General features: G+C 69.3%; 19 protein-coding genes. 14 read left to right on the top strand and 5 right to left on the bottom strand.

The genetic code is table 11. The features are described 5' to 3' along the window. Window positions 1-389 precede the first annotated feature (389 nt). From ACO229_RS00580 to ACO229_RS00535, 10 genes are all read left to right on the top strand, one after another. Window positions 390-3,890, top strand: coding sequence for an NB-ARC domain-containing protein (locus tag ACO229_RS00580; RefSeq protein WP_423463362.1), 3,501 nt, complete (start codon window positions 390-392; stop codon window positions 3,888-3,890). Continuing rightward, window positions 3,887-5,074 carry a damage-control phosphatase ARMT1 family protein gene (locus ACO229_RS00575; protein ID WP_423463361.1) on the top strand — a complete coding sequence of 396 codons (1,188 nt, stop codon included), beginning with the start codon at window positions 3,887-3,889 and terminating at the stop codon, window positions 5,072-5,074. The genes ACO229_RS00580 and ACO229_RS00575 overlap by 4 nt, the downstream gene beginning before the upstream one ends. A gap of 210 nt (window positions 5,075-5,284) precedes the next feature. Continuing rightward, window positions 5,285-5,818, top strand: a complete 534-nt coding sequence (locus ACO229_RS00570; RefSeq protein ID WP_423463360.1) for a DUF4254 domain-containing protein — start codon at window positions 5,285-5,287, stop codon at window positions 5,816-5,818. Then, a complete protein-coding gene (locus tag ACO229_RS00565; protein WP_423463359.1) occupies window positions 5,815-7,686 on the top strand; it encodes a hypothetical protein in 1,872 nt (623 codons plus the stop codon). The genes ACO229_RS00570 and ACO229_RS00565 overlap by 4 nt, the downstream gene beginning before the upstream one ends. Then, a complete protein-coding gene (locus ACO229_RS00560) occupies window positions 7,683-8,240 on the top strand; it encodes a phosphoribosyltransferase (protein WP_423463358.1) in 558 nt (185 codons plus the stop codon). Before ACO229_RS00565 ends, ACO229_RS00560 begins: the two co-directional genes overlap by 4 nt. Before the next feature lie 182 nt (window positions 8,241-8,422). Further along, window positions 8,423-9,295, top strand: coding sequence for a glycosyltransferase family 9 protein (locus ACO229_RS00555; protein WP_423463357.1), 873 nt, complete (start codon window positions 8,423-8,425; stop codon window positions 9,293-9,295). 5 nt (window positions 9,296-9,300) lie between these two features. Further along, window positions 9,301-10,428 carry a hypothetical protein gene (locus ACO229_RS00550; protein ID WP_423463356.1) on the top strand — a complete coding sequence of 376 codons (1,128 nt, stop codon included), beginning with the start codon at window positions 9,301-9,303 and terminating at the stop codon, window positions 10,426-10,428. Continuing rightward, the gene (locus ACO229_RS00545; RefSeq protein ID WP_423463355.1) at window positions 10,425-11,177 is read left to right on the top strand and encodes an SDR family NAD(P)-dependent oxidoreductase; all 753 of its coding nucleotides are present in this window, start codon (window positions 10,425-10,427) and stop codon (window positions 11,175-11,177) included. Before ACO229_RS00550 ends, ACO229_RS00545 begins: the two co-directional genes overlap by 4 nt. 17 nt (window positions 11,178-11,194) lie before the next feature. After that, window positions 11,195-11,785 (top strand): histidine phosphatase family protein, encoded by a 591-nt coding sequence (locus ACO229_RS00540; RefSeq protein ID WP_423463354.1) that lies wholly within the window; start codon window positions 11,195-11,197, stop codon window positions 11,783-11,785. Beyond that, window positions 11,772-12,539, top strand: a complete 768-nt coding sequence (locus ACO229_RS00535; protein WP_423463353.1) for a TylF/MycF/NovP-related O-methyltransferase — start codon at window positions 11,772-11,774, stop codon at window positions 12,537-12,539. Before ACO229_RS00540 ends, ACO229_RS00535 begins: the two co-directional genes overlap by 14 nt. A 31-nt stretch (window positions 12,540-12,570) precedes the next feature. Here the strand turns inward: ACO229_RS00535 and ACO229_RS00530 are convergent, their stop codons facing one another. Continuing rightward, window positions 12,571-13,047, bottom strand: coding sequence for an NUDIX domain-containing protein (locus ACO229_RS00530; RefSeq protein WP_423463352.1), 477 nt, complete (start codon window positions 13,045-13,047; stop codon window positions 12,571-12,573). A 205-nt stretch (window positions 13,048-13,252) separates the two neighbouring features. On the opposite strand from ACO229_RS00530, the gene ACO229_RS00525 reads away from it, so the two are divergent. Both ACO229_RS00525 and ACO229_RS00520 read left to right on the top strand, forming a co-directional pair. Beyond that, entirely contained in the window at window positions 13,253-13,819 is a 567-nt protein-coding gene (locus tag ACO229_RS00525) for a cysteine hydrolase family protein (protein ID WP_423465244.1), read from the top strand. Continuing rightward, the gene (locus ACO229_RS00520) at window positions 13,816-14,667 is read left to right on the top strand and encodes an FAD-dependent oxidoreductase (protein WP_423463351.1); all 852 of its coding nucleotides are present in this window, start codon (window positions 13,816-13,818) and stop codon (window positions 14,665-14,667) included. The genes ACO229_RS00525 and ACO229_RS00520 overlap by 4 nt, the downstream gene beginning before the upstream one ends. A 216-nt stretch (window positions 14,668-14,883) precedes the next feature. Here the strand turns inward: ACO229_RS00520 and ACO229_RS00515 are convergent, their stop codons facing one another. The 4 genes from ACO229_RS00515 to ACO229_RS00500 all read right to left on the bottom strand — a co-directional run bounded on the left by ACO229_RS00515 (window position 14,884) and on the right by ACO229_RS00500 (window position 22,085). Continuing rightward, window positions 14,884-16,590: an AIPR family protein gene (locus ACO229_RS00515; RefSeq protein WP_423463350.1), complete on the bottom strand. Its 1,707-nt coding sequence runs from the start codon at window positions 16,588-16,590 to the stop codon at window positions 14,884-14,886. 83 nt (window positions 16,591-16,673) lie between these two features. Next, window positions 16,674-20,111 carry a helicase HerA domain-containing protein gene (locus ACO229_RS00510; RefSeq protein ID WP_423463349.1) on the bottom strand — a complete coding sequence of 1,146 codons (3,438 nt, stop codon included), beginning with the start codon at window positions 20,109-20,111 and terminating at the stop codon, window positions 16,674-16,676. After that, window positions 20,108-20,746: a hypothetical protein gene (locus tag ACO229_RS00505; RefSeq protein WP_423463348.1), complete on the bottom strand. Its 639-nt coding sequence runs from the start codon at window positions 20,744-20,746 to the stop codon at window positions 20,108-20,110. Before ACO229_RS00505 ends, ACO229_RS00510 begins: the two co-directional genes overlap by 4 nt. A 430-nt stretch (window positions 20,747-21,176) precedes the next feature. Next, window positions 21,177-22,085, bottom strand: a complete 909-nt coding sequence (locus tag ACO229_RS00500) for an HIT family protein (RefSeq protein ID WP_423463347.1) — start codon at window positions 22,083-22,085, stop codon at window positions 21,177-21,179. Between the two features lie 179 nt (window positions 22,086-22,264). On the opposite strand from ACO229_RS00500, the gene ACO229_RS00495 reads away from it, so the two are divergent. Then, the gene (locus tag ACO229_RS00495) at window positions 22,265-23,818 is read left to right on the top strand and encodes a TIR domain-containing protein (RefSeq protein ID WP_423463346.1); all 1,554 of its coding nucleotides are present in this window, start codon (window positions 22,265-22,267) and stop codon (window positions 23,816-23,818) included. A 143-nt stretch (window positions 23,819-23,961) separates the two neighbouring features. Beyond that, window positions 23,962-25,548 (top strand): SLC13 family permease, encoded by a 1,587-nt coding sequence (locus ACO229_RS00490; RefSeq protein WP_423463345.1) that lies wholly within the window; start codon window positions 23,962-23,964, stop codon window positions 25,546-25,548. Window positions 25,549-25,556 lie beyond the last annotated feature (8 nt).

Here is a 25,556-nt window from a genome sequence, read left to right as displayed (position 1 = left end):
TGGTGCAGGTCCTGTGATCTGGTACGTGTCCCGGTAGACCGCGACCGCCTCAACGGTTTCCGCCCATGCTTCTCCGCCGTGTCAGTCGCACTGCGTATGCCGCTGCGTGCTCGCTGTCCAACGCGCGGCTAATAGCCATCTCGGCACCGCCTGGTGTACCAGACCTGGGCGTGAGTCCCCCTGGTCCCCCGCAGGGGCCAGTTCAGCATTAGTTCGACACCAGGCGGTTCCGTTCGCCCGTCGTGTCCAGCGAGGATGGGAACGCCGCCGTTCGTTCGACGGCCGCGTTGACCCACAGAATGAGACGTTCGGATACCGCATGATGACTACGCACGACCCGTTCTACGCGGAACGCAGTGGCGTTCGCCCGTGCGTCGCAGGGAGAGCCCATGTCGAGAACGATCCAGCGCTGGACCGGACGCGAGTCACGAGCATTGCGCCACGCATTGCGATTGAGCGTGCGGACGTTCGCCCAGCATCTGGGTGTCAGCGACCGGGCGGTGTCCAAGTGGGAAGCCGATGACGGTGCCCGCGCACCAGGCCCGGAGTCTCAGGCAATCCTCGACACCGCATACGAGCGCGCGGACGCTGGTGTGCGGGAGCGGTTCTGGGAGTCGCTTGGGGTACCGATCGCCGTTGTCTCCCCCGCCACGAGCGGGTTCGCGATGGTTCCGGATCTGGAGCCGGCCTTGATCGCCCGCCCTGACGTTCTCCAAACGCTCGTCGCCATGATCGGTGAGGCAGCCGAGGCCCCTGGCGCGCAGATCATCTGCGTGGCCGGACCCGGTGGGTTCGGCAAGACGACCCTTGCGACGCAGGCGGGTCATGCGCCGTCCGTGCGCGATGGCTTCCCGGAGATTCTCTGGGTCGAGACGGGCGAGCACTGCACGCCCGCGCGGATCACCCATCTGATCTCCGATCTGTGCTTCCACCTCGACGGCACGCGTCCCGAGCTCTCCGATCCTGAGCAGGCCGGGTTCCACCTCGCGAGGGTCATCGGGGAGCGCCGGCTGCTGCTCGTGGTGGACAACGTCTGGTCCGGGGCCGACCTCGCGCCGTTCCTGATGGGGGCGCCGAACTGTGTCCGGCTGGTCACGACCCGGAACGTCCGGGTCGCACCGAGCACAGCTCGGGTGCTGCGGTTGGGGCCCATGCGTGCGGACCAGGTCGCGGAGCTCCTTCATCGCACCATCCCTGCTGCGTCCACGTCCGCACTCCTGCCGTTGGCGGAGCTCTGCGGTGGCTGGCCGCTGCTGGCGAACCTGGTCGGTGCGAGCGTGAGCAGTGACGTCGTTGCCGGTGCACCTCCTGAGCACGCGGTCGACGTGGCGCGCGACGCGCTCCGAGCGCACGGTCCGCAGGCCTTCGACATCTGGGACACCGACCAGCGCAAGGTCGCCATCAGCCAGGTGATCTCCGCGACCCTACGCGCTCTCGACGAGAACGTTCGCATTCCCGGCGCGAGCGATCTGAGCGAGCGGTATGTCTCGTTGGCGGTCTTCCCACCGACGACACCGATCCCGCTGGACGTCCTGACGCGGTGGTGGGGTCACTCCTACGGGTGGTCGTCCGTCGCGGTCCGGCAGTTCTGCAAGGTCCTTGCCGACCGGTCGCTACTCAGCGCCTACCGCGCCGACCAGGACGTCGTCGTCCTGCACGACGTCTTCCGCGCATATCTGCTAAGCCTGGTCGCTCAGTCGCTCCCGGGTCTGCACGGGTCGTTCCTGGAGGCAACCAGGCCGCCTTCCGGCTGGCTGGAGATGTCCCGCGACCGGACCTACGAGTGGACGAACCTGGCGTTCCATCTCTACGAGTCCGGCGACCACGAGGCACTCGCCAGCTTGCTCAGCGATCCGCGGTATGTGATCGCCAAGGCGACTGTCTGCGGGGCGCACGCCTTGCGTGCCGATCGTGACCTCGTGCTGGCCGCCGATGACGCTGACACGGGCGAAGCGCTCAGGAGGGCGCGGTTCCTGACGTCGCAGGGCTATCTGCTCCATGGCCAGCAGACCGAGCAGGACATGGCCGGCACCCTCCTCGTGGCCCTGACCCGAGCAGGAGAAGGAGCGGACCGGACGCTCCTCGGGGCCGCCCACGCTGCGGGTACCTCCCTCCCGTGGGCGTCCGACGTCGAGGACCCAGACCTCCCCGGGCACGTAGGGACGGTCGTGTCCGTTGCTGCACGTGAGGACCTGCTCGTCTCGGGCGGTGAGGACGGCGCCGTCAGGTTATGGGACCTCAGCGCACGAACCTTGATCCGGTCATTGCGCGGCCACACCGGGTGGGTGCACGCCGTCGCGATCTCGCCAGACGGCAGCGTGATCGCCTCGGCCGGTGAGGACAACGCCATCCGTCTGTGGTCGACGGCCGACGGAACGCAGGTCGGGATCCTGCCGGGTCACGACAAGCGGATCCGCACGCTGACGTTCCTCCGGCGCAGCGGCGAGCTTGTGTCCGGTGCCGAGGATGGGCTGGTGCGGGTGTGGGACCTGGTCTCCCTGGTTCTTGCGCGGCAGGCGACCACACGCGGGACCGGCATCTGGTCGCTGTGCGTCTCCGACGACGACACACTCGTGGCGGCCAGCGGCGAGGACGAGTACGTCCGCCTTTTCGACCTACGCACCGGCGAGCTGCTCGATGAGAAGGCTATGCACCGCAGTTGGGTCAGGTCGGTGGCCTTCCTCCCCGGGCAGCCGGTGCTCGTTTCGGCGTCTGCCGATGGCACCGCCCGCACCTGGGACGTCAGTGGCAGGCACTTGGATCCGAAGGATGTCCTGGAGGCCGACGGCGAGCGCCTGCGTGCCCTCGCGATCTGGGACGGTCGTGTCGTCACTGCCGGTGAGGACGCCACCGTCACCGTGCACGGTGATGGACCGCTGCGGGTGCGGATGCCGGCCGGGGTCAACTGGGTCAGGGCCGTGGCGTCTACGCGACACGGGATCGTCGCCGGTTGTGAGGACGGCGGAATCCGCCTGTGGCGGCCCGAGGACGGCCCCGCCCTGGAGACCCTCGCAGAGGGACGTAACACGGTCTGGTCGGCCACGTTCTCCGGAGGAGACGGCTCGGTGGCCCTCGGCCGTGCCGACGGCACGGTCCGCTTGCTCGATGCCGCGACAGGGCATGAGGTGTCGCGTCTTGCGGCTGGTCATGGTCGGGTCTGGGCGGTCGCCTCGGCCGGTCCGTACCTGGCTGCAGCCTGTGGTGATGGCCGCCTGCGCGTCTGGGCCGCCGGGCAGCAGATCCTTGAGCTGAACGACGATGTGGTTCTCACCTGGGCGGTTGCCATCACCGAGGACGGCTCGCTCATGACGGCCAGCGACACCAACGGGCATGTGCGCGTCTGGTCATTGCCGGATGGCGAACTGCGCTGGGATCACGATGCCAAGGCGGGACGCGTCCGCTCGCTCGCGGTGTCTGCCGAGGCGGACCTGGTCGCCGCGGCGGGCGGTGACGGGGTGGTCCGCACCTGGACGCTGAGCACAGGTGTGGAGCGGGGTGATCTCTCGGTGCCAGGTTGGGCTCGGACGGTCGCGTTCGATCCGTCCGGAGCGCGGTTGGCTGTCGGCGCTGGCAATGGTGATGTCTACGTTCATCGGCTGGGTGTGTCCGAGCCCGAGGCCGTCCTTCGCGGGCACCGAGGCCGGGTGCTGATGCTGGGCTTCTCCGAGGACGGTTCGTGGCTGGCGTCGACCGCGGCCGACGGGACGGTGCGCCGGTGGGCGCTCGACGGCGGCGACGCTCAGCACGGACGTGGCGCGGTGCAGGTACGCGTGGACGCCAGCGGCCAGTGCGCCGCATTCAATCCCCGTACGGCGAGTGTCGTCGTCGGCAGCGCGGGCGGCACCACGTTGTTGAAGTTGCGTGAAGATGAGCGAGGATCCAGCGAGTGACCATCGGTAACCACCAGGACGGTCCCCCGGCCGCCGAAACCATCGTGTCGAACGTGTCAGGCTCCTTCGCATGGGGCGTGCTGACCCGCAGACACCCCGACCTGATCGCGACCGTCCGCCGGCTCGTGCCCTACCCGCCCGAGATCCAGACGTCGCTCGACCAGTTGCTGGCGACCATCGACGGCAGCATTCCGCCGCTTCCGGCCGATGCCCACGATCAGGCGGCGTGGCAAGAATGGTCGGACCCGTACGTGGGGCGGGCGTGGGTCGATGTTCCGTTCCTGTGGGCAGAGTCCTACTTTTACCGCCTCCTGCTGGAGGCCACGGACTACTTCGGCTCGGGTCCCTGGGCTGGAATCGACCCGTTCGCCCCGCAGAAGAACGCGGAGCGGGCAGCACCCGACCTGGCTCGCGATCTGGGAGAGCTCGACCGCCTCGTCACAGGCCCCGACCGGGTCGGCTTGTCGGCGGCGCTGACCGCGTCGCTGTGGGGCAACCGCGCCGACCTCGGCTTCCGGATGTCCGACCCATCCGCCCAGGACCGGGACCAGGTCGACGACCTCGTCGCGAACGACTCCGCAGTGCTGTGGCGCCTCCTGGATGCAGGTGCACCCGGCCAGGTGCACCTTGTCGCCGACAACGCCGGCCGGGAGCTGGTCGCCGACCTCGTCCTGATCGACCGGCTCCTGGAGACCCGGCGCGCCGCAACGGTGACGCTGCACCTCAAACCGCACCCCTACTACGTCTCCGACGCCACGCCGACAGACCTGCTCCAGGTACTACGGCACCTCGTGACCGCGTCCAGAGCCGCGGCCGGCGTCGCTGCTCGGCTCGGCACCGCGATCAGTGACGGACGGCTCCAGGTCCGTGCCCACCCGTTCTGGTGCAGCCCCCTGACCTTCCACGACCTGCCGACCGATCTGGCCACCGAGCTGGCCCAGGCGACCGTCGTAATCGTCAAGGGCGACCTCAACTACCGACGCCTCGTCGGCGACGCCCACTGGACGCCCACGACCTCGTTCCAGAGCCTCACGTCCTACTTCCCTGCCCCGCTGGCCGCCTTGCGGACCCTCAAGTCGGACGTCGCCGTCGGCGTCGACCCGGAACGCCTGGCGCATCTGGAGGCCACCGCACCCGGCTGGCGTACCGACGGCACGCACGCAGTCATCCACGTCCGACCCTGACCCCTTCGCCCCGAAGCCCGCTCTCCTGCCGTAGGAGGGCGGGCTTCGGCGTGCTACGGGTTCGGCGTGTTCGACGGCCGTTCGACGGCGATGCACCGGCAGATCGTTTTTCGTCCGGACCGCTGACACGACGCTGGTGACCACGACGACGCACCGTCGGTAGCCCCCGGGTTCCGGGCGGCAGCAACCACTGGAGAGAGGGCGATCCGGATGGACAGCGCAACCACGTCAGAGAAGGTCGAGCGGGACCTCGTCGTCTTGCCACGATCCGCGACGATCATCGAGGCGTTCCGCAGCGATAACGAGCAGAGCGACGGCCTGCTGCGTCTGGCGGCGCACCTGGCACGCAATCACCAGCGCCAGTGGGATGCCGAGGCCATCAGCCGGGACACGACGTCCGCGGATGCAACGATCGCCGCCTCCAAGCGCACGATCGACTCGCTGAACACCACCCGCGTCGCCCTGGTCGAGCAGGTCGACGAGTACGCCGCGTCCTGCTTCACGGCTCCAGACGACGCGCCGCTGCACACCGAGACGGTGGGGTCGGTGATCGACCGTCTGGCCATCGCCTGGGTGCGTGCAAACAAGCTGATCGACGCCGGCGCGAAGGACCGTGCCCGGCAGGCGCTACGTCAGCTTCGTGAGCTGGCCGATGCTTACGACGACTTGGTCCGGGACGTGACCGGCGGAGCACGTCGGGTCCCCGCCTGGCGTCACCTCAAGCAGTACCAGGCGGCGTCATGAGCGCGGCAGCCGTGGCCCACCCGCTGAGTCTGTCGCTCAACGGGGTCGACAACGTCGGCAAGACCGCGCAGCTCTCGTGGCTCGCACGGGCGATCAACGGTGCCCACCACGTGGGTTCGGTCGACAAGTGGCACCGTCGGTGGGCCGATCTCGCGGGTGACAGCTTCGCCCAGTGGTGGTTCCAGGACTCCAGCACTGCCGAGCACACCGCCTTGATGTTCACCAGCCATGTCGCTCGCCGGGAGGCCAGCGGTCCGCTGGCGCTGGAGGATCGCGGCCTGCCGATGATCCTTGCTGCGTGCGCGGCAACCTCCGCGATCAAGGACGGGCTCACGCCGCACGGCGCACTCGACGAGGTCACCCGCATCACACGCGACCTGCCCCAGCCCGCCAGCCGGCATGAGGTGCATCTCCTGTTACGGCGCCACAGCGACCCGGTGCAAGAGGCTGCCATGTCGCTCAAGCGTGAGACCCAGAGCGTCGACGACCGATACCGGGCCTATCAGGAGGCACTCGCCCAAGTGCTCGCGATCCAGGTCGAGCAGGGCGCCTACGACATGGTCATCGATCAGCGCGACGCTCCGATCCTCGACGTCCAGCGCGGGATCCGTGCTCGGATCGCTGACCTGGGGGTCGCGGTCGAGTCGTTGCCCGACCCACAGCTGGACCGCCTCTGGGTGCTGGGCGGGATGTCGGAGTCCGGCAAGAGCACGGTCGGTGAGCTGCTGCGCGACGAGCACGGCGTGGCACGGCTCAAGATCGGCTACCTCTTGGAGGTCGCCGCGCTCCGAGCCGGCCAGAGCGACCCCTACGCCTGGTCGGAGGCGGAGCAGGCCGGCCGCCTGACCGAGGAGATCTTGCGGTTCGCCGCCGCGACCAAGGCGAGGAGCGTCAGCCTGGAGAGTGCCCACCGGTTCGAGCAGACCGCCAGCCTCCGCAAGACATGGGGATCGCGCTGCCAGGTCGTCTACGTGGACGCCACCCCGGAGGCTCGTGCCGACCGAGCCACCGAGAGCCGTGCCGAGCTCCGGGAGCGTGACGCCATCAAGACGAGCCGAGGCGCAGGCCGCATCCTCGACGTCGCCGACCACGTCCTGGACAACTCGGGGCCGCTCAGCACCCTCAAGCTCGCCCTCGACTCCATGGTCCACAGCATGCACGCCACACGGGTGACGCCTCCCTCGTGGCGCCCGAGCAGCGACGACGAGTGGCTGCAAAAGGCCGCCCACATGCTCACCGACGACGCCGTCGCGCTGGTGATGGCGACCGGCAGCACGGGGACCCGGCACTGGGTCGAGGGATGGAGCGACGTCGACCTGCTCGTCGTACGGGACGAGCTGTCTGTTGAGTGGCTTGGTCAGGCCACCGCGCGGCTTGCCCGCCCCGGGTTCAAGGTGGCGCTGAGCGCCTTCACCGTGACCGACCTGACGACACACCGGGTGCCGCCCAGAGTCGTGCACTCGCTCCGGGGTGCACGGACTGGCGCGGGCGTCCTGTACCGCCGTGCCGACTACGCGATCCCGCTGCCGACCCATCGGCAGGACGACGCGGCAAGCCGGGGCGAGCTCGGCCTGGTCCTGATGAACACGCGCCGCCTCTTGGCCGTCGACGACCTGGACCTGCGCGCCCTCTACAAGCACCTCGTGCTCGTCGGCCGGATCCTGCTTCGTGCGGACGGGATCGACGCCCGGACTCCCCCACAGGTCTTCGAAGCCCTCACCGACACCCACCCCCGCCTGCGGTGCGCGCCGCCGGCGCTCGACGACATCGTCACCAACTCGCGCGACGCGGCCGTCCATGCACAGCTCGCGCACGCCGCCGAGAACCTTCTGCGCTACGTCGACTCCATCGGAAGGACCGCCTCATGACCGTCACCGACCCCACCGCATCGTTCACCGCCCAGCGCGTGCGCCGGCTCGGAGTCACAGAGCACGCCCGGGACATTCGCGTCGTCCACGACCTCGACGGGATCCTGGGCCAGGTCACCCCCGAGTCCCTCATCACCACGGGCGACGCCCTGTGGGACCGGTGGGTGCACGACTCCGCCTTCGCCACACCCGACGTGCTGCTCGGCCTGGACGCCGGGGGCATCCTCCCGACCGTCGCGGTCGCCCTTGCCAGCGGTACCCCCTACCGGCTGGCGTGGAAGCTCGACCTTGATCTGCCTCACAAGGCCCGGTTCTCCGAACCGCATGCCCGCCGCACCGACGTGTACACCTACGGCGACCTGCGCGGGCAGCGGGTCTTGATCGTCGACGACGAGATCACCACCGGCCGCACCCTGGCCAACCTCGTCGCGGTCCTCCGCACGGGCGGTGCCGATGTCACCGGTATCGCCTGCCTCATCGAGGACACCTCGGGTGAGGCACGGGCAGTCATGGAAGACCTAGGAGTGCCGCTGTGCACACTGACTCGCATCTGAGCACCTTCTACCTGCCTACGCCGGTCACGGCCACTGGCGGACGCACAGTACTTCGCCGGGAGGACGCACCGTTGGGCCGAACGCTGCCCTACCGGCGAGGCCAGCACACGACACTCCCCACCCGGGTCCGGGCCGAGGCTCCAGGCTGGAGCGTCGACCTCGGCGCCGGCGGACTCGGAGACATGCTGCTTGCCCTGGGCGCTGTCACCGCGTTCATGGACGCCTTCCCGGCCAGCAAGCCGACCTATCGCGGCCCGCGACCAGGTCTCTTCGCCCGGTGCCGCCTGCCGCTGCGTGTCGTCCGGGACGCAGGCGGGAGCACGGTGAGCGCCGAAGGCCTCGGCCGGTACACGTTCGACGCGGTCCCGGAACGACCGCCGACGTGGCTCGACAGGCGGGACGACGACTTCGTGGAGGTCCACGCCGCCCTGCCGATGCGCTACTACCTGGAGGTCGAGCAGTACCTCGGCCGTGAGCTGCCTCGCGCGTTCGCGCCGCTGCCCACGTTCACCGGCACCGGTGCGCTCGATCCCTGGCACGTCGTCTTCGTCGCGGCGACGAGCATGCCCGACCGCAAGGACTACGGACCGGACGGGTTCGACGAGATCGCCCAGTACCTCGCCGACGCTCGTCCCGGCCCGTGGCAGTTCACCCTCCTCGCTGGCGACAGCGCCCCATCGGCGCATGCCCCGGCCGGACTTGAGCTGGTCGCCGGCCGCGATGCCACGGACTGCCTCGACCTGTTCGCCACGGCAGGGCTCGTTATCGGCAACGACACCGGCCTGACCCACCTCGCGGCCCTCACCGAACGCGCAGACCACACGTCCCCGCAGGTCATCGGCCTGTACGGACGTCACCCCTACGCGAAGTGGACGACCGGGCGGAGCAACCACCACGCTGTGGCCACACCGCTCTCCCAGATGCTCGCCCACGCCGACCGGTGCCCCGTCCGTGACCAGCTCGACGACACCCTCTGGGGCAGCGCATCGAATCTGCGACAGGTACCACCCGCGACGGTCGCCAAGTTCGCGCTGCAGAAGCTGGACGGGAGGTGACCCCCGTGCCCCGGATCTCCCACCACCGCCGCTACACCCGCAACCACACCTGGCACCTCGACGTCGCCGGATGGCCGCTGTTCGTCAAGGCCAACCCCGACCGCGCCGAGGCGCGCCAGGAGTTGACTGGGCACGCCGCGATCGAGGCCTACTATCCGATCCCCGCGCTTCGCTGGGTCGGAGCGGCGGGCCCCTGGGCGGTTCACGTGTTCGACCGGTCGCTGTACCGGGACGAGGGTGGCAGCCTCCTCGTGGACGAGATCTCGCGTGCCGAGACCACCAGCGACTGCGCGCGGCTCGACCTGTTCCTGGACGACGTCCTCGCCTACTACCGAGACACCCTGCTGAGTACCGCCAGGCACATTCCCGCTGGGCGCGTCGTAGGGAAGCTCTACGGAGACCGTCTGAGCGAGGGCGGACGAGTCGATCAGTATTACGGACAGGGCTCGCCCTGGCCGCTGCTTCCGGGCGGGGTCGCCCCCGCTGACCTTCGCGTCGAGGTGAACGGCCGTCCCTCCGTGGTCGATCTGCCGTCGATCGTCGAACGCCTCCGCGCGGACTTCGCTACCGACAGGCGCGTCTGGGCGGCGATCTCGCAGGGCGACCCGACCGACTTCAACATCGGCTGGTCACCTCGCTCGGGACCGGTGTGGTTCGACTACGACACCGGTGGCCTGAACGCCGTCGCCGGCGAGCTCGCCTGCTTCCTGATGTACCAGGTGCTCCACGGGCCGTGGCTCACCCCGCGGTACAACCGCGACGCCTACATGGATCACCCCGAGGCGCTGCACCGCTCCGTGTTCCGCCGTCCACGGATCTACGCCGAGCAGACGGACACGGGCCTGGCCATCACCTACGCCTTTGAACCCGGGCCCGTCCGAGCCCACGTTGTCGGCCGCTATCTCACCGAGGTGGTCCGACCGGTCGCGACCGCGCTCGGTGTCCGAGACCTCTGGGCCTGGCTGCGTCCGTACCTCATCGCACGCGTCCTGGGTGTCTACGACATCACGCGCCTCGACGGTCCCGACGTCGCGCTGTCGCTCGCCCTTCTCGCGCAGCTCGCCGACGACGACGTCAGCCCAACCGTCCCGTTCCCGTGCTTCGCCATCACATCGACAGGAGCAAACCGATGAACCGACCACGGCCGGTCGCGATCATCACCGGAGCGGGCAGCGGGATCGGAGCGGCCATCACCGCCCGGCTCGCGCCCGGCTACGACCTGATCCTGACCCACCTCAACCCCGATGCCGGCTTCGCCCGCGTCACGTCCGAAGCAGGAAGGCACGGTGCCGCAGTCAGCACCGTCACGGGCGACCTGACGGACATCGCCGCGATCGACCGCCTGCATGGTCTCGTCGACGAGCAGCACGAGCGGGTCACCGTGCTTGTGTCGAATGCCGGCGCCTATCCCCGCATCCCATGGGCCGACCACGATGGCGACACCTTCCGTCGACAGGTCGACGTCAACCTCATGACGCACGCCGCCGTCGCGCACCTGGCCACCCCCGCACTACGGGCCAACGAAGGCGGACGGGTCGTCGCGATCTCGTCGGTCCTGAGCCGGCTCGGCCGAGTCGATCTCGCCGGGTACATCGCTGCGAAGGCCGGGCTGGAGGGTCTGGTGAGAGCACTGGCCCGCGAGCTCGGACCCGACGACATCACCGTCAACTGCGTCCGTGCTGGATCCATCGAGGTGCCCGCAGAGCACGCAGCGGTCGACGATCACGAAGCGATGGCCGTACGGCAGTTCGCCCGCCAGGCGATCCGACGACGAGGCATGCCGGACGACGTCGCCGGTGCCGTGTCGTTCCTGCTCTCCGACGATGCTGCCTTCATCACGGGGCAGTGCCTCACGGTCGACGGCGGGTGGCACCTGTCGTGAGTGCCACCGTCACCTGGATGCGGCACGGCACGTGTGCCGACGGCCTCCACCGCCCGGACGCGCATGCGCGCCCCCGAAGCCTGCTCACACGTATCGGGGCACGCCAGGCGGAACGTGCCGCGCTGGCGCTGCGTACCTCCGAGATGACCGACGGCGTGATCGCGTCCAGCACCCTGCTGCGTGCCCGGAGCACGGCCCGGATCGTCTCCGAACTGACCGGCCTGACGCTGTCCCCTGCCGACTCCACGTTCGACGAGTGGCGCGCACCCACCTGCGTGCTGGGCAGATCGCCCACCCAGTACCCGGACGCCTACGTGGAATGGCGCAACAGGAGAGCCGTAGATCCGAGAAGCACGCTGCCTGGCGGCGAGAGCCTCGTCGAGTTCCACGAACGCGCGCGGCAGGCGTTGACCGCTGCCGAGCTCCTTGCAGAGGCAGACCCGCCCGTCGTCATTGTGTCCCACCGCCTCCTGATCGGTGCCATCGCGGCGATCAGCGCGGGCACCGACGACCCGGTGGCCGTGTTCGACCACGCACGGCTGTTTGAACTCCGGCCCGCGGAGACGTGGACCCACGAGAAGAGAGGCACTCCCTATGCACCAGCGTGACGAGACTCTGCTGCCGCACGAGTCGCCCCGTGAGGCCGAGACCCGCCGAGCACTGGCCGGACATCTCGCGATGACGCCGATACCGCCTGACGAACTGGTCGACAACATCTCGCTCTACCTGCGACGACGACCGTTGGCCGATGTGCTCGCCATGGATGCCCTGTACCGCATGGTCCATGACGTCCCCGGCGTGATCATGGAGTTCGGCGTCCACCGCGGCCGGCACATCGCCATCCTCACGGCGCTGCGCGCCGTCCACGAGCCGTACAACCCGCACCGCAGGATCATCGGCTTCGACACCTTCACCGGATTCCCCGACGTCAGCGACCACGACACCGCCCAGAGTGCCGTCCCCGGCCGGTTCGAGCTCGGCAGCGACTACCCCGACCACCTGCGCGCTGTCCTGGACGCTCACGAGAACGACGAACCACTGGGGCACATTCGCCGGACCCTCCTGGTCCACGGAGACGTGCGCGAGACGCTTCCGCAGTACCTGGCCGACAACCCGCAGACGGTTGTCGCTCTCGCGTACTTCGACCTGGACCTCTACGAGCCGACCCTGGCAGCGCTCAAGGCGATTCGCCCCCACCTCACCCAGGGCAGCATCCTGGCGTTCGACGAGCTGGCCCATGCGAAGTGGCCGGGTGAGACGTCCGCGCTTCGCGACTGGCTCGGCACGGACGTCTCAAGCCTCCATACGGTTCCTGGGTTCGCGACTCCCGCCTACCTGCGATGGGAGGGTCGACGTCGGTGAGCCGCGCTCGCGAGCAACCCCTCAAGGAGCGTCAGGCGGCGAAGCCGGCCTCGGCCAGAAGCGCTTCTCGGTTCGCGAGTACGAACTCCTTGAGCACCACAGGCTTGAGGTCGATCGCTTCGAGCGAGTCGTCGCCGAGGGGCACGTAGTCCAGGTCGTATCCGCCGCGCTCGGGTTTGGTGAACTCCGACCCGTACCGCTCGGTCAGGTTCAGCGAGGTCAGCCGTGCGACGAAGAAGTGCTGGATCGCGACGCCAGCGTCGGTAGGGTCGGATGCGAGGAACACCTGCTGGTACCCCTCAGCCGTCGCGCCGAGCTCCTCGGCCAGCTCACGACGCAACGCGGCCTCGACAGAAGCGTCGGACTCCTCCACCCCGCCCCCGGGCGAGGTCCAGTACGGGTCCTGGTCGGGCTTGGTCCGCTTGATCAGGACCATCCGCTTCTCGTCGTCGATGACGATGCCTCGTGCTCCTCGACGCCCAACCGCAACAGTCTCTGCGGTGCCCATGTGCGATCTCCTTCTTCATCGGCGGGCGGATCTCGCACCGCCACTGACCTGGCAGGCAACCAACGCTATCCGCGCAGTGCCCCACGAAGCCGCCGCTGAACGTGGTGTGCGGCGGTGGTTCGACGCGCGTTCAGCACGCCAGCCCTCGGGACGCGAGTTCGAGCTGTACGGTCATGGCTCTCCGAGAAGACCGGCGGTGACCACCATGACCAGCACCCACCTGCGCAACCCCGCCCTGGTCGTGGTCGACGTCCAGAACGGCTTCGTCAACCACCACAGCAAGCCCGTCGTCCCCGTCATCGCCGACCTGGTCACGGCGTGGGCCGAGCGAAGACTCCCGGTCGTGCTCACCCGCTACCTCAACGAGCCCGGCAGCGCGTTCGAGAAGTACTTCTCCTGGACGCGTTTCATGAGTTCCCCCGACACCGACCTCGCTCCCGGGATCCAGCCTCTCGCCGCCGGCCACCCAGTCGTGGACAAGCTCGGCTACACCCTCTTCAACGACGAAGGAAACTCGCTGGTGGGCCGGCACGGCTGGAGCGACCTGGTGTTCTGCGGAATCGCGACCGAGAGCTGCGTCCTGAAGTCGGCCGCCGACGCGTTCGAGCACGGCTACGGTCCGTGGATCGTGACAGACGCCTGCGCCAGCGATGCCGGCCCCGAGACACACGAGGCCGGGCTCACCGTCGCGCGCCGGCTCATCGGCCGCAACCAGCTCATCACCACGACCACCCTGCTCGGATCGCTCTCCCCGGCCGGGACCAACCGATGACGCCGGACAGCGACCTGGTCATCGTGGGCGGCGGGCCTGCCGGGTGCGCCGCAGCCGTCATGGCCGCCAGCGTCGGCCTCACCAGCATCATCATCGAACCCGAACCACGCCTGGGCGGCGCCCTCTGGCACATCGCCGCGATCGACAACGTCCTCGGCGGCCACCGAAGCGGGCCCGACCTTGCTGCATCAGTCCTGGCCGACGTCGAACACGCCGCGCCTGCCGTCGTGCACGCCGGGGCGACCCGCATCCAGGCAGCGGACCACACCGTGACCGTGACCCTGACCGGCGGTGGCCAGGTCACCGGCAAGCACGTCATCGTCGCCACCGGCGTGAGCCCGGTCCAGCCCGAGAACTCCCCCTGGATCACCGCGCCTGCCGGCCTGGTCCTGCCGTCGCTGCGGGACGCCGATCCCGGCGATGCCGCCGGACAGACCTGGCTCGTCCTCGGCGCCGACCGGCCGCTCGGAACCTTCCTGCGCGCCAACCCGGACCTGCCCATCGCCCTGCTGGTCCCCCATCCGCCGTCGGACGCGTACAAGACCGACGAGATCGCCAGCGACGCCAGGGTCACGCTGATCGCCATGGACGCCCTCACCATCGACCAGGACGGGACCGCATGGCCCGGCGGCCTGCGCGGCGACAAGACGTTTACCAACATCGGCGTTGCGCCGACAGCCGTCGACGGCCTGGTTCACGACCAGGACGGCTACTGCCCCGCAGAACGCCAGCACTCCCGCGTCCACATCGCCGGCGACCTGCGCTCACCACGCGGACAACGCATCCAGACCGCGATGGGCTCCGGCGCTGAAGCGGCGCTGAACGCCTACTACGCCATGAGAATGTAGGGCCCGACCACAAGCCAGGCGCCCACCCGGTTCGGCGCACCATACTCACCAGGTCGAAGCCGAGCCCGCCGGTGAACCCAGCACCGTCCAGCCCGAACCCGTGCTTCTCGTAGAACCGGCGGGCGCGCGGGTTCGCATCGGCCACCCAGAGCTCGGCGGGGCACGTGGGCAGCAACCGCGTCTCCCCGAGCGCGCTGCGGCAGCGGCCTTGACCCGTCAGCGACCGGTGCCGCCGGCCAGCTCCTGGCGGACCCGTTGGGCGAACCTCTCGTTGCGTACCGCCTCGCCCAACGGAACCCCTTCCTCCCGTTCGGCGTCGATCGCCACCTGGATCACGGGAAGCAGCTTGTTGACCACCAGATTCTCAGCGGCCTCCGCGTTCCAGACCACCTTGAGGATCTTCTCGCACTCCTTCGCGACCGCCTTGTCGTGCGTCGGCATCGCCCCCGAGCCGATCAGCTGCTGCCGGATCAGCGCCATCAGGTGGTACTGGGCAGGCCGGTAGCCACGACTGATGCGCTTGTTCCGGACCAGCCACTCCAGCCGGTACCAGGTCGCCGCCGCCGTGTAGTAGAGCAGCGGCGGCTGACCGGAGACGAACAGCTCCTTGCCGCGCGCCTTGATCAGCTCCTGGTAGCGGCCCACCCGGGACGGTTCGTCCAGGAACATCGCCAGGTACGCGCGGCTGAGCTGCGCGCGACTGATCACCCGGGTCTTCTCTACCTCCTTGTGGTCGCTGTACTGCTTGGCACGACGTTCGTAGAACAGCTGGTGCGGCGCCTCCCGGCCGAGGCTGAAGAAGTCCTCCAGCTCCTTGTGGAAGTCCTCCCGGGCGGCCAGGTCCTCGTCGCTGACCGGGGTCTGCTGGTTGGTCGCGGCCACGATCCCCTGGATCACGTCCTCGTCCGTCGAGTGGACGATGTGGACGCTGACGAAGACCTCGTCGGTGAGCTGCTCGCGCTCGTGGAACAGCACGTGACAGGTCTGGCACCCGTTGACGATCTGGAAGTCGTCCAGCACGAAGTCGTCGCCGACCCGGTCCATCTTGCGGGTCACTATCGTGATGCCGTTGTTCATCACGGCGAACCGCTGCCGCTTGACCGGGTCCCGAAGGGTGTCGCGGATACCGCTGTTGACCTTGTTGTACCCCTGGAAGGCTCGCACGTTGCTCTCGAACAGGCTCTCCCGGAGCTTGCCCGAGCCCTCGTCCAACAGCATGGAGCCGACCAGCTTCGAGGCGGCCACCAGCCCCACGAACGACTGCTCGACGCCCGGGGCCGTCGGCATCGCGAACTGTTTCGGCACCGGGACGGTGACCTTGACGGTGCTGATCGCCTGTCGGTACAGGGCCAGCAGGTCCCGCCTGTTCACGCACTCGACGTCGACGGACTCGAACCGGTTCAACCCGGCCAGGTGCTTCTCCGCCGAACGCGCCTTGCGCGTGACCATGTCCGCGACCTGGTCACCGGTGGTCACGTAGCGGACGTGCAGCTGCGGAAGCTGGCCGGCCAGCCGGGACGGATCCTCGAAGACCGCGTCGAGGCACTCGCGCAGGCCCCGAACGTCGTCCGACACGTCGTAGGGAATGGGTCCCTGCCCGCACACGTGACCAAGGTTCTCGGCAAGGTCCGAGATCACTCTCGTCTCGAACCTGCTGCTGGTCTTGGCCTGGATGATCACCACCTGCACCTGTGGCCGTCTGCGTTGCTGCATGACGGTGCGCACATCTGTCGGGTCCCGGTACAGCTCTCCGTCGATCAGCACCGCGCAGGCGTCGATACCGAGGTCGTTCGTCCCGCCCGTGCAGTACTCGTTCGGGTCGAAGTGGTCGTTGTAGTACGAGTTGAGCACGCAGAAGGCAGCGAACGCCTCGAACGCCTCGGACTGCGGCAGGTCGGTCAGGTCGTGTTCCTTCTGGAACACGTCAAGCAGGCTCTCGATCATTCTGTCCACGACAGGTCCACCTCTCCACTCGTTGCTCAGTGCGTGAGCTCCGTGCGCCGACGTCAGTCCCGTCGAGCGCGATCGATGACCTCTTCGACGGTCAACGGGCTCGACGGGTGATGGCTCAGGCAGATGGGGGTGCGGATCTTCTGGAACGCCAGCCCTTCGGCGACGGCGTAGAACTGGCCGCTGCCGAGCCGGGAGATGTCCGGTACCGCGCTGGACTTCGCGGCCGCCATCTCCTTGGCCGCGGCGATCTGCGGCGGACTGTTGAGGAACCCGAACAGCTGCGTGGCGGCATTGCCCGAGATCCGGTTGTGGATACCACGCGGCGCCTGCGTGGCGAACACCAGGCCGAGCCCGTACTTGCGAGCCTGCGAGGCGAGCGCCAGGGTGCTGTGCGTGCTCGCGGTCAGCGCACCGGACGGGGCTATCGTCTGCGCCTCGTCCACGACCAGGAGGCCACCGAGCGGCCGGTCGCCGGCCGGATGCCGTTTGATCCAGGCGAACAGGGCCATCTGGAGCTGGTTGACGAAGCTCTGCCGCTGCTCCTCCGTCGGCAGGCCGACGAGGCTGATCACCGAGATCCTGGCACGTTTTCCGGCCGCGGGGGTGAGCAGCACACCAGGGTCCACCGGCTCACCGACCCCGCCGAACAACGGGTCGTTGATCATGGCGGCGCACAGGGTCTGTGCCATGTCCGCGGCCATCTCCTGCGACTGCGCCAGCTGCGCCACGCCGTCGGGCAGGTCCCCGAGCAGGTCCAGGAAGTGGCTGAGCCCGCCGCCGCCCGCACGTGCGAAGTACTGCAGCGCCTCGTTGAGCACAGCGCGCGACCGCTCGGCCTTCACGGTGCCGCCGTCGGCACGTACCCGGGGCGCGATGGCGGCGACCGCCGTGTCGATGGCCTGGCGAAACTCGTCTGGGTCGTCCGCGACCGCCGCGAAGTCGGGCAGCGGTCGGAAGGCCAGCGGCCGACCGGTCTCCCGGCGGGGAGTCCAGACCACCACATCGGTGTTGCGCAGGTAGTCGTCGGCGCGAGCCGCGTCGTCCGGCCCCCAGGCCTGGGGCGGCCGCGGCCACGGGTCGCCGAGCCGGGCCAGGTCATTGTTCGGGTCGAGCACTATCGCAGACACGCCCCGCAGCGCGCACTCCTCGACAAGCCGGCGGATCAGCACCGTCTTGCCCGATCCGGACCCGGCGAAGATCGCCGTGTGCTTCCGCAACGACTCCAGGGTGACCGACACCGGCGCGCCGGTGTCCATCCGGATGCCCAGGTGCAGCGCCATCGGGTCCAGCACCACCGGGTCCGTCGCCGGCCGGCCCGGAGCAGCGCTCCCGGGGCCGACGACGTCCGGGCCGATGCGGTCCGGCGCAGTGCCGACCGGCGCAGTGGAGTCTGGACGGGCGGCGGCCGGGCCGACCGGTTGCGGGGTGTCGGGCGGGTCGCCGAAGACGGTGCGCAGCAGCGCGGTGCGGCCGGCCGGCCGGCGGCTGAGCAACCATGTCTGGAACCGAGCCGACGGCTGGGTACGAGCGAGCCGCTCCAAGGCCGCGAACGTACGCAGTCCGCTCTCCAGCGTCTCCCGCGACAGGCCGATCACCACCCCGCCCGCCGCCTCGAACTCCTGGACCTTCTGCCGGGTCTTGTGTCCGGTCGACCATTCACCGGTGCGCAGCAGGTAGGCCTTGCGCTTGGGCACCAGGGGGTCCAGCCCCGTAGCGCGCACGAACCGGTCGATACGGTTGATGACAGCCCGCCCGTCCCGCCAGGCGATCGACCGGAACGACCAGAAGATCTTGTCCTCCGTGGTCTCGTCCAGGGTCCGGTGCAACTCGGCGTGCATGGTCGGGTTGCCCGCGGCCAACGTCGCAGGAGGCAGCTCGTACCGGAAGCGCTCAGTGCCCTGCTCGGTGGTCCACCACGTCAGCGCGGACCGCATCAGGTCCGGCATGCGCCGGTCCTCCTGGCGCGGGTCCAGCGCCCTGGCGATCTCGCCGACGACGTCGGCGTCGCTCACCAGAGCGTTCAGCTGCCGGTCCAACTCGGCAAGCTCATCCTCGTCGGCCGACGGCGGCGCGGGCGAGGGCCGCGGCGCCGGGGTCTCCGCGCCGGGCAGTTCTGCACCGGGCAGCGCCACACCGTCCGGCCCTGCGCCGCCCAGCCCCGGACCATCCGGCCGTGCAGTATCCGACCGAGCAGCATCCAGCCCGGCACCGTCCGGCTCGGTGAGACGTGTCAGCTCGACGAGCTCGTCTGCAGCCAGGCACGCCTGGAGGTGCGTGTCGATCCGGCGGATGAGGCCGCGAGCAGTGAACCGGACCGCCTCGGCGAACGCCTCCGGCCGCACCGGCCAGGTCGGGTACGGCGGAGTGAACCCGACCTTGCGAAACTTGAGCGCGAACCGGCGCTCGATGAGCGTCTTTCCGACCGCCGCCGTCGGAATGGTGTCGAGCTGCTCGGCGCGGCGGAACCGTTGCGCGACGGAACCCGGCGCGTACTCCGTGATCCCCTGCCAGATCGGGTCCATGCAGGCGACCAGCACCAGTGCCCGCCGGGTGACCTCGCGCAGCTCCATGAGCCCGCTGCCGACGTCCTCGAACGCCTCCCTCCTGGGCAGTCCGATCGAGCTGGTCGCTGGGTTGGCCGCAGCGGGGCTGGTCGCTGCGCTGGTCACGGGATCGGACGCGGTGCCGACCGCGGCGTCGGGCCCCACAGGCACGGTGTTGTCCGTCGCCTGGTCCGACTGCCTGATCAGCGTGTCGAGCTGGTCCAGGGCGATCACGCTCGGCCCGGTGAGCGCGATCAGCCGGAAGAGCTCACCGACCGTCTCGTGCGGCTTCCTGGAGGCCGCACGGATGCCCCACTCGGCGCGTTCCCCGGCCACCGCCTCGTCCTCCGCCGACAGGTACGCGGTGGCGACCTCCCGGGTGGTCACCGACCTGCTCGCCAGCAGCACCACAGCGCGCAAGGTGTGCCCGCACTCGAACGCGAGCTGCGGGTCGACGCGGTCCAGCGCCTCGACGACGGCATCGAGCCCCGACCTGGTCGGTCTGTCCTGTCCCATGAGCTGCCGGTGCAGAGGTTCGGGCAGGTCAAGCCGCCGGGAGAGCCCTCTCCGCAGGATCTCCCCCTGGGGAACCCCGTCGGTGCCGGGCCGGAGCAGGCCGCTGAGCACGTCGTGCACCACCCGCTGCCAGAAGGCCCGCTCGTGGCGCAGGTCGAGGGCGAAGAAGTAGCCGCCCGCCGCGACGACCCGGGACCGCACCGTCGCGACGAGATGGGTCTTGCCCGAGCCCGCCCGCCCGGTGACGACCACGCCGATCGGGCTCTCCGCAGCGCTGGCCTTGGCGCTGTCGAAGCCCGACATGACCGTACGGAGCGCCTCGCCGTTGAGGCCCGCGATGTGCGGCTTCGGTTCCTCCCACACACCGTCCCTGCTGAGCGCCCAGCTGATCGCCGTCAGTTCCGCCAGCGCATCGCGCTCGATCTCCTTCATCGGCGCCCGATGGACATCAGGTGCACGTCCTCGCCGCCCGTGCGCAACGCGGCCGCTCTGTCCTGCGGAGTCAGGATCTTCTGGTTGAACTCAGGGTTGAGCCGCACGTCCGGTTCCAGGACCAGACGCAGCAGCGCGGCGTCGACGTCGGCCCGCGGCAGGTCGCCGACTGCGTGCCGCAACCGCGCCAGGCCTACCCAGGCCCCACGCTCGGGGGCGAGTGCCGCGTACGCGGCACGGAGCTGATCATCGACGCCGGCGGAGGACACCGCCGGCTCGCCCTCCAGGGCGAAGATGTCTGCGACCCGTAGATCGGATCGCGCCATGAACGCCGCGAACCGGCGCGTGAGCCCGTACTGCAGCCGCGTGGCTTTCGGCGCACCCTGCGGTGCGGGGCTGCCCAGCTCTTCCCCGCCGCGCCGCCAGCCCTCGTCGGTGAGCTCGTGCATCCATGCCCGGTACCGACCCGTCTGCCACGCCCGGATGTACCCCAGCTCGATCAGGCGCTCGCGCGTACCCCGCTCGATCTTGATACCCAGCTCGTCCGACAGACCGGCATTGGACACCTCCTGGGTCAACGTCATCAGCGCGAGCAGGGCCGAACGTTCCGGCAGGTTCAACTGGGTGTCCGCCATGTCACGAATGTACCTGGAATCCGATGTGAGCGGCAGTGATGTTGCAGGCGGCGGAGCGACCTCACCCGCACCACGGCAACGACCGTCTTGAGCAATGCTGCCGCGGCCAGGAGAGCGCCAAGGACGGCAGGCAACACCTCGTACGTACACCCATCGACAGTGACTGTGACGCGAGAAGGGACTGACTCAGCCTCGGACCGGGTCGCCGAGTTCGACGCCACCAGGGGCATCCTTCGGGCGAGCGCCTCTCTCGGAGATGCGGATTCGCTCACGAGAATTGCCGACGGTATATACCTCGGCATCCACGTCGACCAGCTCCGCGAACTCTGGCTCCTACGGGAATCAGTCGACTGAGACCTGCGACAGACGTAGCCCTGGACACTCAGGTGTCGTTGAAACCGTCCCAGGGCTCATATACCGCGTCCCGGCCTCAAGCCCGCCACACCCCACTGACCGCAATAACCACCCCGATCAACGCAAGCGCCCCGTAGAACGGCAAGATCGACCACGACTGCCAGACGCTCCACCTAGGCAGCCAAGGCCGACCCGGACCCGACGACCGACCCGCCCGCACCGGCCCACCGACTCCAGAAGGGTCCAATGAGAACGCCCTGACCGGCGCAGCGCCCCGTGCGACGGCGTCGTAGAGCCGCCGATACTCACGCTCGACCCGCAGATAGTTGGCGTCGATGAACATCAGCAGGAGCACCGTAGCCAGCCCGAGCAGCGCCAGGCCGGCTGACCGTTCGGTCACGCCGAACCCGTACAGGGCGGTGACCACCGGGAGCAGCCACGTCTTCACGTTCGCCGAGGCGCCGGCCATGCGAGTCACGACGGCCTCGATGAGCTCGAGATGCTTGCGACGGTCCTCACCGCTCGGTCCGTCACCCACGGCCACCCCGGTCCGGCATGCCTCGCGCAGCAGCGACCATGCCTCGTCCTTCTCGGCCTCCGAGTAGCTCGTCTCCGCGGGCCAGATGCGTCCCATCGCATCACCGGCCCGTCGCGGCACGAGGTGCACGTGCAGGTGGAACACCGTCTGCGACGCGGCCGCACCGTTCGACTGGATGACGTTGAGGCCCTCGGGGTCCAGGGCCTTCCGCACGACGCCGGCGAGCCGCACGCAGACCCGCCCGAGGTAGGCGGCCTCGCTCGCGTCCAGCGCCCAGATGTCGGGCACGTGACGGCGCGGGACGACCATGACATGCCCGACGACCGCAGGCTTGGTCGGGAAGAAGGCCACTACCCGTTCGTCCTCGTAGATCACGCGGGCGTCCGGATCGTCCCCGCGCACGATCCTGCAGAACGAGCACCGGTCGGACGTCGTCAAGGTCGGCACCTCTCCGCGCAGGACAGGGCGCGGCCTCACCGCCGACCGCGTCCCGGATGTCACCTTCGTGACGATCCTTCCAGAATGTTCGCATCGCGGAAACAAACTCCACCGACGGTGGCGCCGGGCGAGACAGGTCAGGGAGGATGACGGGCACCAGGCATCTCCACCCAGGTCAGAGGAGTGCGATGACGCGGGACGTGTACCAGCTCGCCGAGGTCTTCAACGAGTCGAAGGCGTCGGGCATCACGTACGTAGCGCCGGCCGAAGCACAACGGCTTAAGGGTTCGCTCCTGACGCCGGGCAAGCACGTCACGCTGGTCGGACCGTCCGGCAGCGGCAAGTCGACAGTCGCCACGCGGGCGCTCGAGGCGGCCGGGTTCGACCCCGACCGGGTCCTCTCCTTCAGCGCGCGGGCCCATACCGAGACACAGAACCTCTTCACCGTCCTCGGCGCCGAGCTCGGCGTCGGGCGGACGGCGAAGGCGGTAGAGCCGAAGCTGCGGGAGCTCGACCTGATCAAGATCGAGGATGTCCACCGCCTCTCGCTCAAGGCACGCACCCAGCTCGCCGAGCGCCTCAAGCTCTGGCACGAGAGCGACATCCGCGTGTTCATGATCGGGATCGCGAAGACGAGCGAGGCCATCCTCGGCCACGACCCGGAGCTCGCGATCCGGAACGACACCTGGTACCTGGGCACGCAGAGCGACACGTTCATGGACGCGCTCATGACGCAGGGGGAGCACGCCCTCAACATCCGGTTCGACGAGGCGACCCGCGGTGCGGCCATCAGGGCCGCCAGGGGGTCGCCGTCGATCTTCCAGGCGATCTGCCGGGCAGCCTGTGTCGAGGCCGACGTGATGTGGACGGCCCCGGAGCCGCGGCAGGTCGCCATCGACCTCGCCGGCATCACGTCACGGATCGCCAAGCAGTTCGACGGTCGCTACATCCGCAGTCTCGTCCACCTGACACAGGGGCGGCGTTCTGTCCATAACGTCTACTTCAAGCTCGTCCAGCGCGCCGCGGCCGGCCCGGGATTCCGCACCACCTACAAGGAGCTGGAGGCCGCGATCGTCGGAACCGCCGACCCGGCCGACAGAGGCCGGGTCAGGAGTGCGTTCAACCGCGCCGTCGACGTCCTCCCGGATCTGATCGAGAAGAGCGGCCTGGACGAGACCCTCACCTACGAGCACCGGACCCTGCGGATCGACGACCCGGCCTTCCGCTTCTACCTCGACCACCTCGACCTCACCCAGGTGAGCTCCGAGATGGTCCCCCGCCGGTCCAGGTACAAGTACGACGTGGCTGTGTCGTTCGCGGGGAACGACCGGTCGATCGTCGAGAAGTTCGTCGAAGTGCTCGAGGAACGGCACATCAAGGTCTTCTACGACTACAACCAGCAGGCGGAGCTCTGGGGGAAGGACCTGCGCCGCGGGCTCGCCCAGATCTACGGGGAGCAGGCACAGCTCATGATCATCTGCCTGTCCGACGACTACCCCGAGCGTGACTGGACGACGTTCGAGTTCGAGGTCGGCAGGAACGCGGCGAACAAGCGGACCGAGGACTACCTGCTGCCCCTCGTCGTCGGAAACCGGCCACCCATCACGGGGCTGCCCGCGACCTACGGCTTCCTCAGCCTGCAGGACCTGCCGATGGAGAAGGTGGCGGACTTCGTGGAGGAGAAGCTCGCCGCAGGCGGAGAGATCTCCCCGAGCGCCCTGCGGCTGCGGCCGGGACCCTGACATCGACGGGACGTGGGCTCCGGGGTGTGACCTCGCTGACGGCGTCGACGGCCACCTGGTGCCTACCCTGTGTCCGCACGACGCCGGCACGGCCCACGCCCCCGAAGGAGCACGACGATGACCGATGAGGGCCGAGGACAGGCATGATCGACCCCCTCGTCGCGACGTTCGCGATCCTGGCGCTGGCGGTGCTCGGCTTTGCGACCAACCGGATACCGCTCGTGATCGTGGCGATGTTCGTCCCGGTGGCGCTGTGGGCCACGGGCGTGCTGCCGCTGGGCGAGGCGCTGAGCGGGTTCAGCGACCCGGTCGTCCTGTTCATCGCGACCCTGTTCGTGCTGAGTGAGGCGTTGGCGACGACCGGGATCACCGCGTGGATCGGGATGCAGCTCGAACGGTGCTCGACGCTCGGGCGCACCGGGCTGCTCGCGACGATGGTCGGCGGGACGGCGCTGCTCGCCGCCGTCATCAGCATCAACGGGGCGGTCGCGGCGCTGCTGCCGGTCGCCGTCGTCGCCGCCGCGCGGGCCGGCGTCGTACCCTCGAAGATGCTGATCCCCGTGGCGTTCGCAGCGAGCGCCGGGTCGATGCTGACGCTGACCGGCACCCCGGTGAACGTCATCGTCTCGGAGCTCGCCGCCGAGTCGGGCGGCCGGGAGTTCGGGTACTTCGAGTTCGCGCTGGTGGGACTCCCGCTCGTCCTTGTCACCATGCTCCTCGTGGTCACCCTCGGCGACCGCCTCCTGCCGGAGCGCGCTCCGGAGCGACTGGTCGACGTCGCAGGCGACCCCCACGAACGGGTGCGTTCGTGGCAGGAGAGCTACGCCGCGGAGCTCGACGCGGGCCGGCTCTTCACGGACTCCGCCGGGGTGGTGGAGGTGCTCATCGCGCCGCGCTCGACCCTGATCGGCCGCCGGGTCAGCCCGGGGATGACCACGCGGGACGAGAACCTCGTCGTCGTCGCGCTGCGCCGGGCGACCGACACGCCGAGCGGTTCGTCGTCGTCGGCCCCGCTGCCGCTGCAGGCCGGTGACTCCGTGCTGGTGCGCGGACCGTGGGACGCGCTGCACCGGTACACGCAGTCGCCGGACGTCATCGCCGTGGAGGCTTCGCAGAGCCTGCAGCGCAGCGTGCCGCTCGGGGCCGGCTGGAAGCGGTGCCTCGGGGTGCTGGTCGCGGCGATCGCGCTGCTGGCGACGGGCGCCGTGCCACCGGTGGTCGTCGGGCTGCTGGCGGCGGGGGCGCTCGTGCTGCTGCGGGTGATCACCGTGCCCCAGGGGCTGCGTGCGGTGTCCTGGGACACGGTGATCCTCATCGCGGCGCTGATCCCGTTGTCGGCGGCGTTCGTGTCGTCCGGTGCGGCGGACATGCTGGCCGAGCTGCTGATGCGGTTCACCGGGAGTGCGTCGCCGCACCTCGCGCTGCTGGCGCTGTGCGCGCTCACGCTGGTGCTGGGGCAGTTCATCTCGAACGTGGCGACGGTGCTGGTCATGGCGCCGGTCGCGGTGTCCTTCGCCCAGACGCTGGACGTGAGCGTGCAGCCGTTCATGATGGCTCTCGCCGTGGTGGGGGCCGCCGCGTTCCTGACGCCGATCGCGACGCCTGTGAACCTGATGGTGCTGCAGCCCGGGGGTTACCGGTTCGGGGACTACTGGCGGCTCGGGTTGCCCCTGGCACTCCTCTTTCTCGTGGCGGCGGTGTGGTACGTGCCGGTGGTGTGGCCGTTCTGAACGTCCTT

The organism is Promicromonospora sp. MS192, from assembly GCF_049532985.1.
Classification (GTDB): Bacteria; Actinomycetota; Actinomycetes; order Actinomycetales; family Cellulomonadaceae; genus Promicromonospora.
Note: the sequence above shows the minus strand (reverse complement) of the source record. Positions and strands in the feature narration are given on the sequence as shown.

Excerpts from the sequence above, each read along its gene's own strand:
- ACO229_RS00495 (WP_423463346.1), top strand. The coding sequence starts at position 22,265 with ATGACGCGGGACGTGTACCAGCTCGCCGAGGTCTTCAACGAGTCGAAG.
- ACO229_RS00560 (WP_423463358.1), top strand. The coding sequence starts at position 7,683 with ATGACCGTCACCGACCCCACCGCATCGTTCACCGCCCAGCGCGTGCGC.
- ACO229_RS00565 (WP_423463359.1), top strand. The coding sequence starts at position 5,815 with ATGAGCGCGGCAGCCGTGGCCCACCCGCTGAGTCTGTCGCTCAACGGG.
- ACO229_RS00535 (WP_423463353.1), top strand. The coding sequence starts at position 11,772 with ATGCACCAGCGTGACGAGACTCTGCTGCCGCACGAGTCGCCCCGTGAG.
- ACO229_RS00530 (WP_423463352.1), bottom strand. The coding sequence starts at position 13,047 with ATGGGCACCGCAGAGACTGTTGCGGTTGGGCGTCGAGGAGCACGAGGC.
- ACO229_RS00580 (WP_423463362.1), top strand. The coding sequence starts at position 390 with ATGTCGAGAACGATCCAGCGCTGGACCGGACGCGAGTCACGAGCATTG.
- ACO229_RS00510 (WP_423463349.1), bottom strand. The coding sequence starts at position 20,111 with ATGAAGGAGATCGAGCGCGATGCGCTGGCGGAACTGACGGCGATCAGC.
- ACO229_RS00570 (WP_423463360.1), top strand. The coding sequence starts at position 5,285 with ATGGACAGCGCAACCACGTCAGAGAAGGTCGAGCGGGACCTCGTCGTC.
- ACO229_RS00545 (WP_423463355.1), top strand. The coding sequence starts at position 10,425 with ATGAACCGACCACGGCCGGTCGCGATCATCACCGGAGCGGGCAGCGGG.
- ACO229_RS00505 (WP_423463348.1), bottom strand. The coding sequence starts at position 20,746 with ATGGCGGACACCCAGTTGAACCTGCCGGAACGTTCGGCCCTGCTCGCG.
- ACO229_RS00540 (WP_423463354.1), top strand. The coding sequence starts at position 11,195 with ATGCGGCACGGCACGTGTGCCGACGGCCTCCACCGCCCGGACGCGCAT.
- ACO229_RS00525 (WP_423465244.1), top strand. The coding sequence starts at position 13,253 with ATGACCAGCACCCACCTGCGCAACCCCGCCCTGGTCGTGGTCGACGTC.
- ACO229_RS00490 (WP_423463345.1), top strand. The coding sequence starts at position 23,962 with ATGATCGACCCCCTCGTCGCGACGTTCGCGATCCTGGCGCTGGCGGTG.
- ACO229_RS00555 (WP_423463357.1), top strand. The coding sequence starts at position 8,423 with ATGCTGCTTGCCCTGGGCGCTGTCACCGCGTTCATGGACGCCTTCCCG.
- ACO229_RS00520 (WP_423463351.1), top strand. The coding sequence starts at position 13,816 with ATGACGCCGGACAGCGACCTGGTCATCGTGGGCGGCGGGCCTGCCGGG.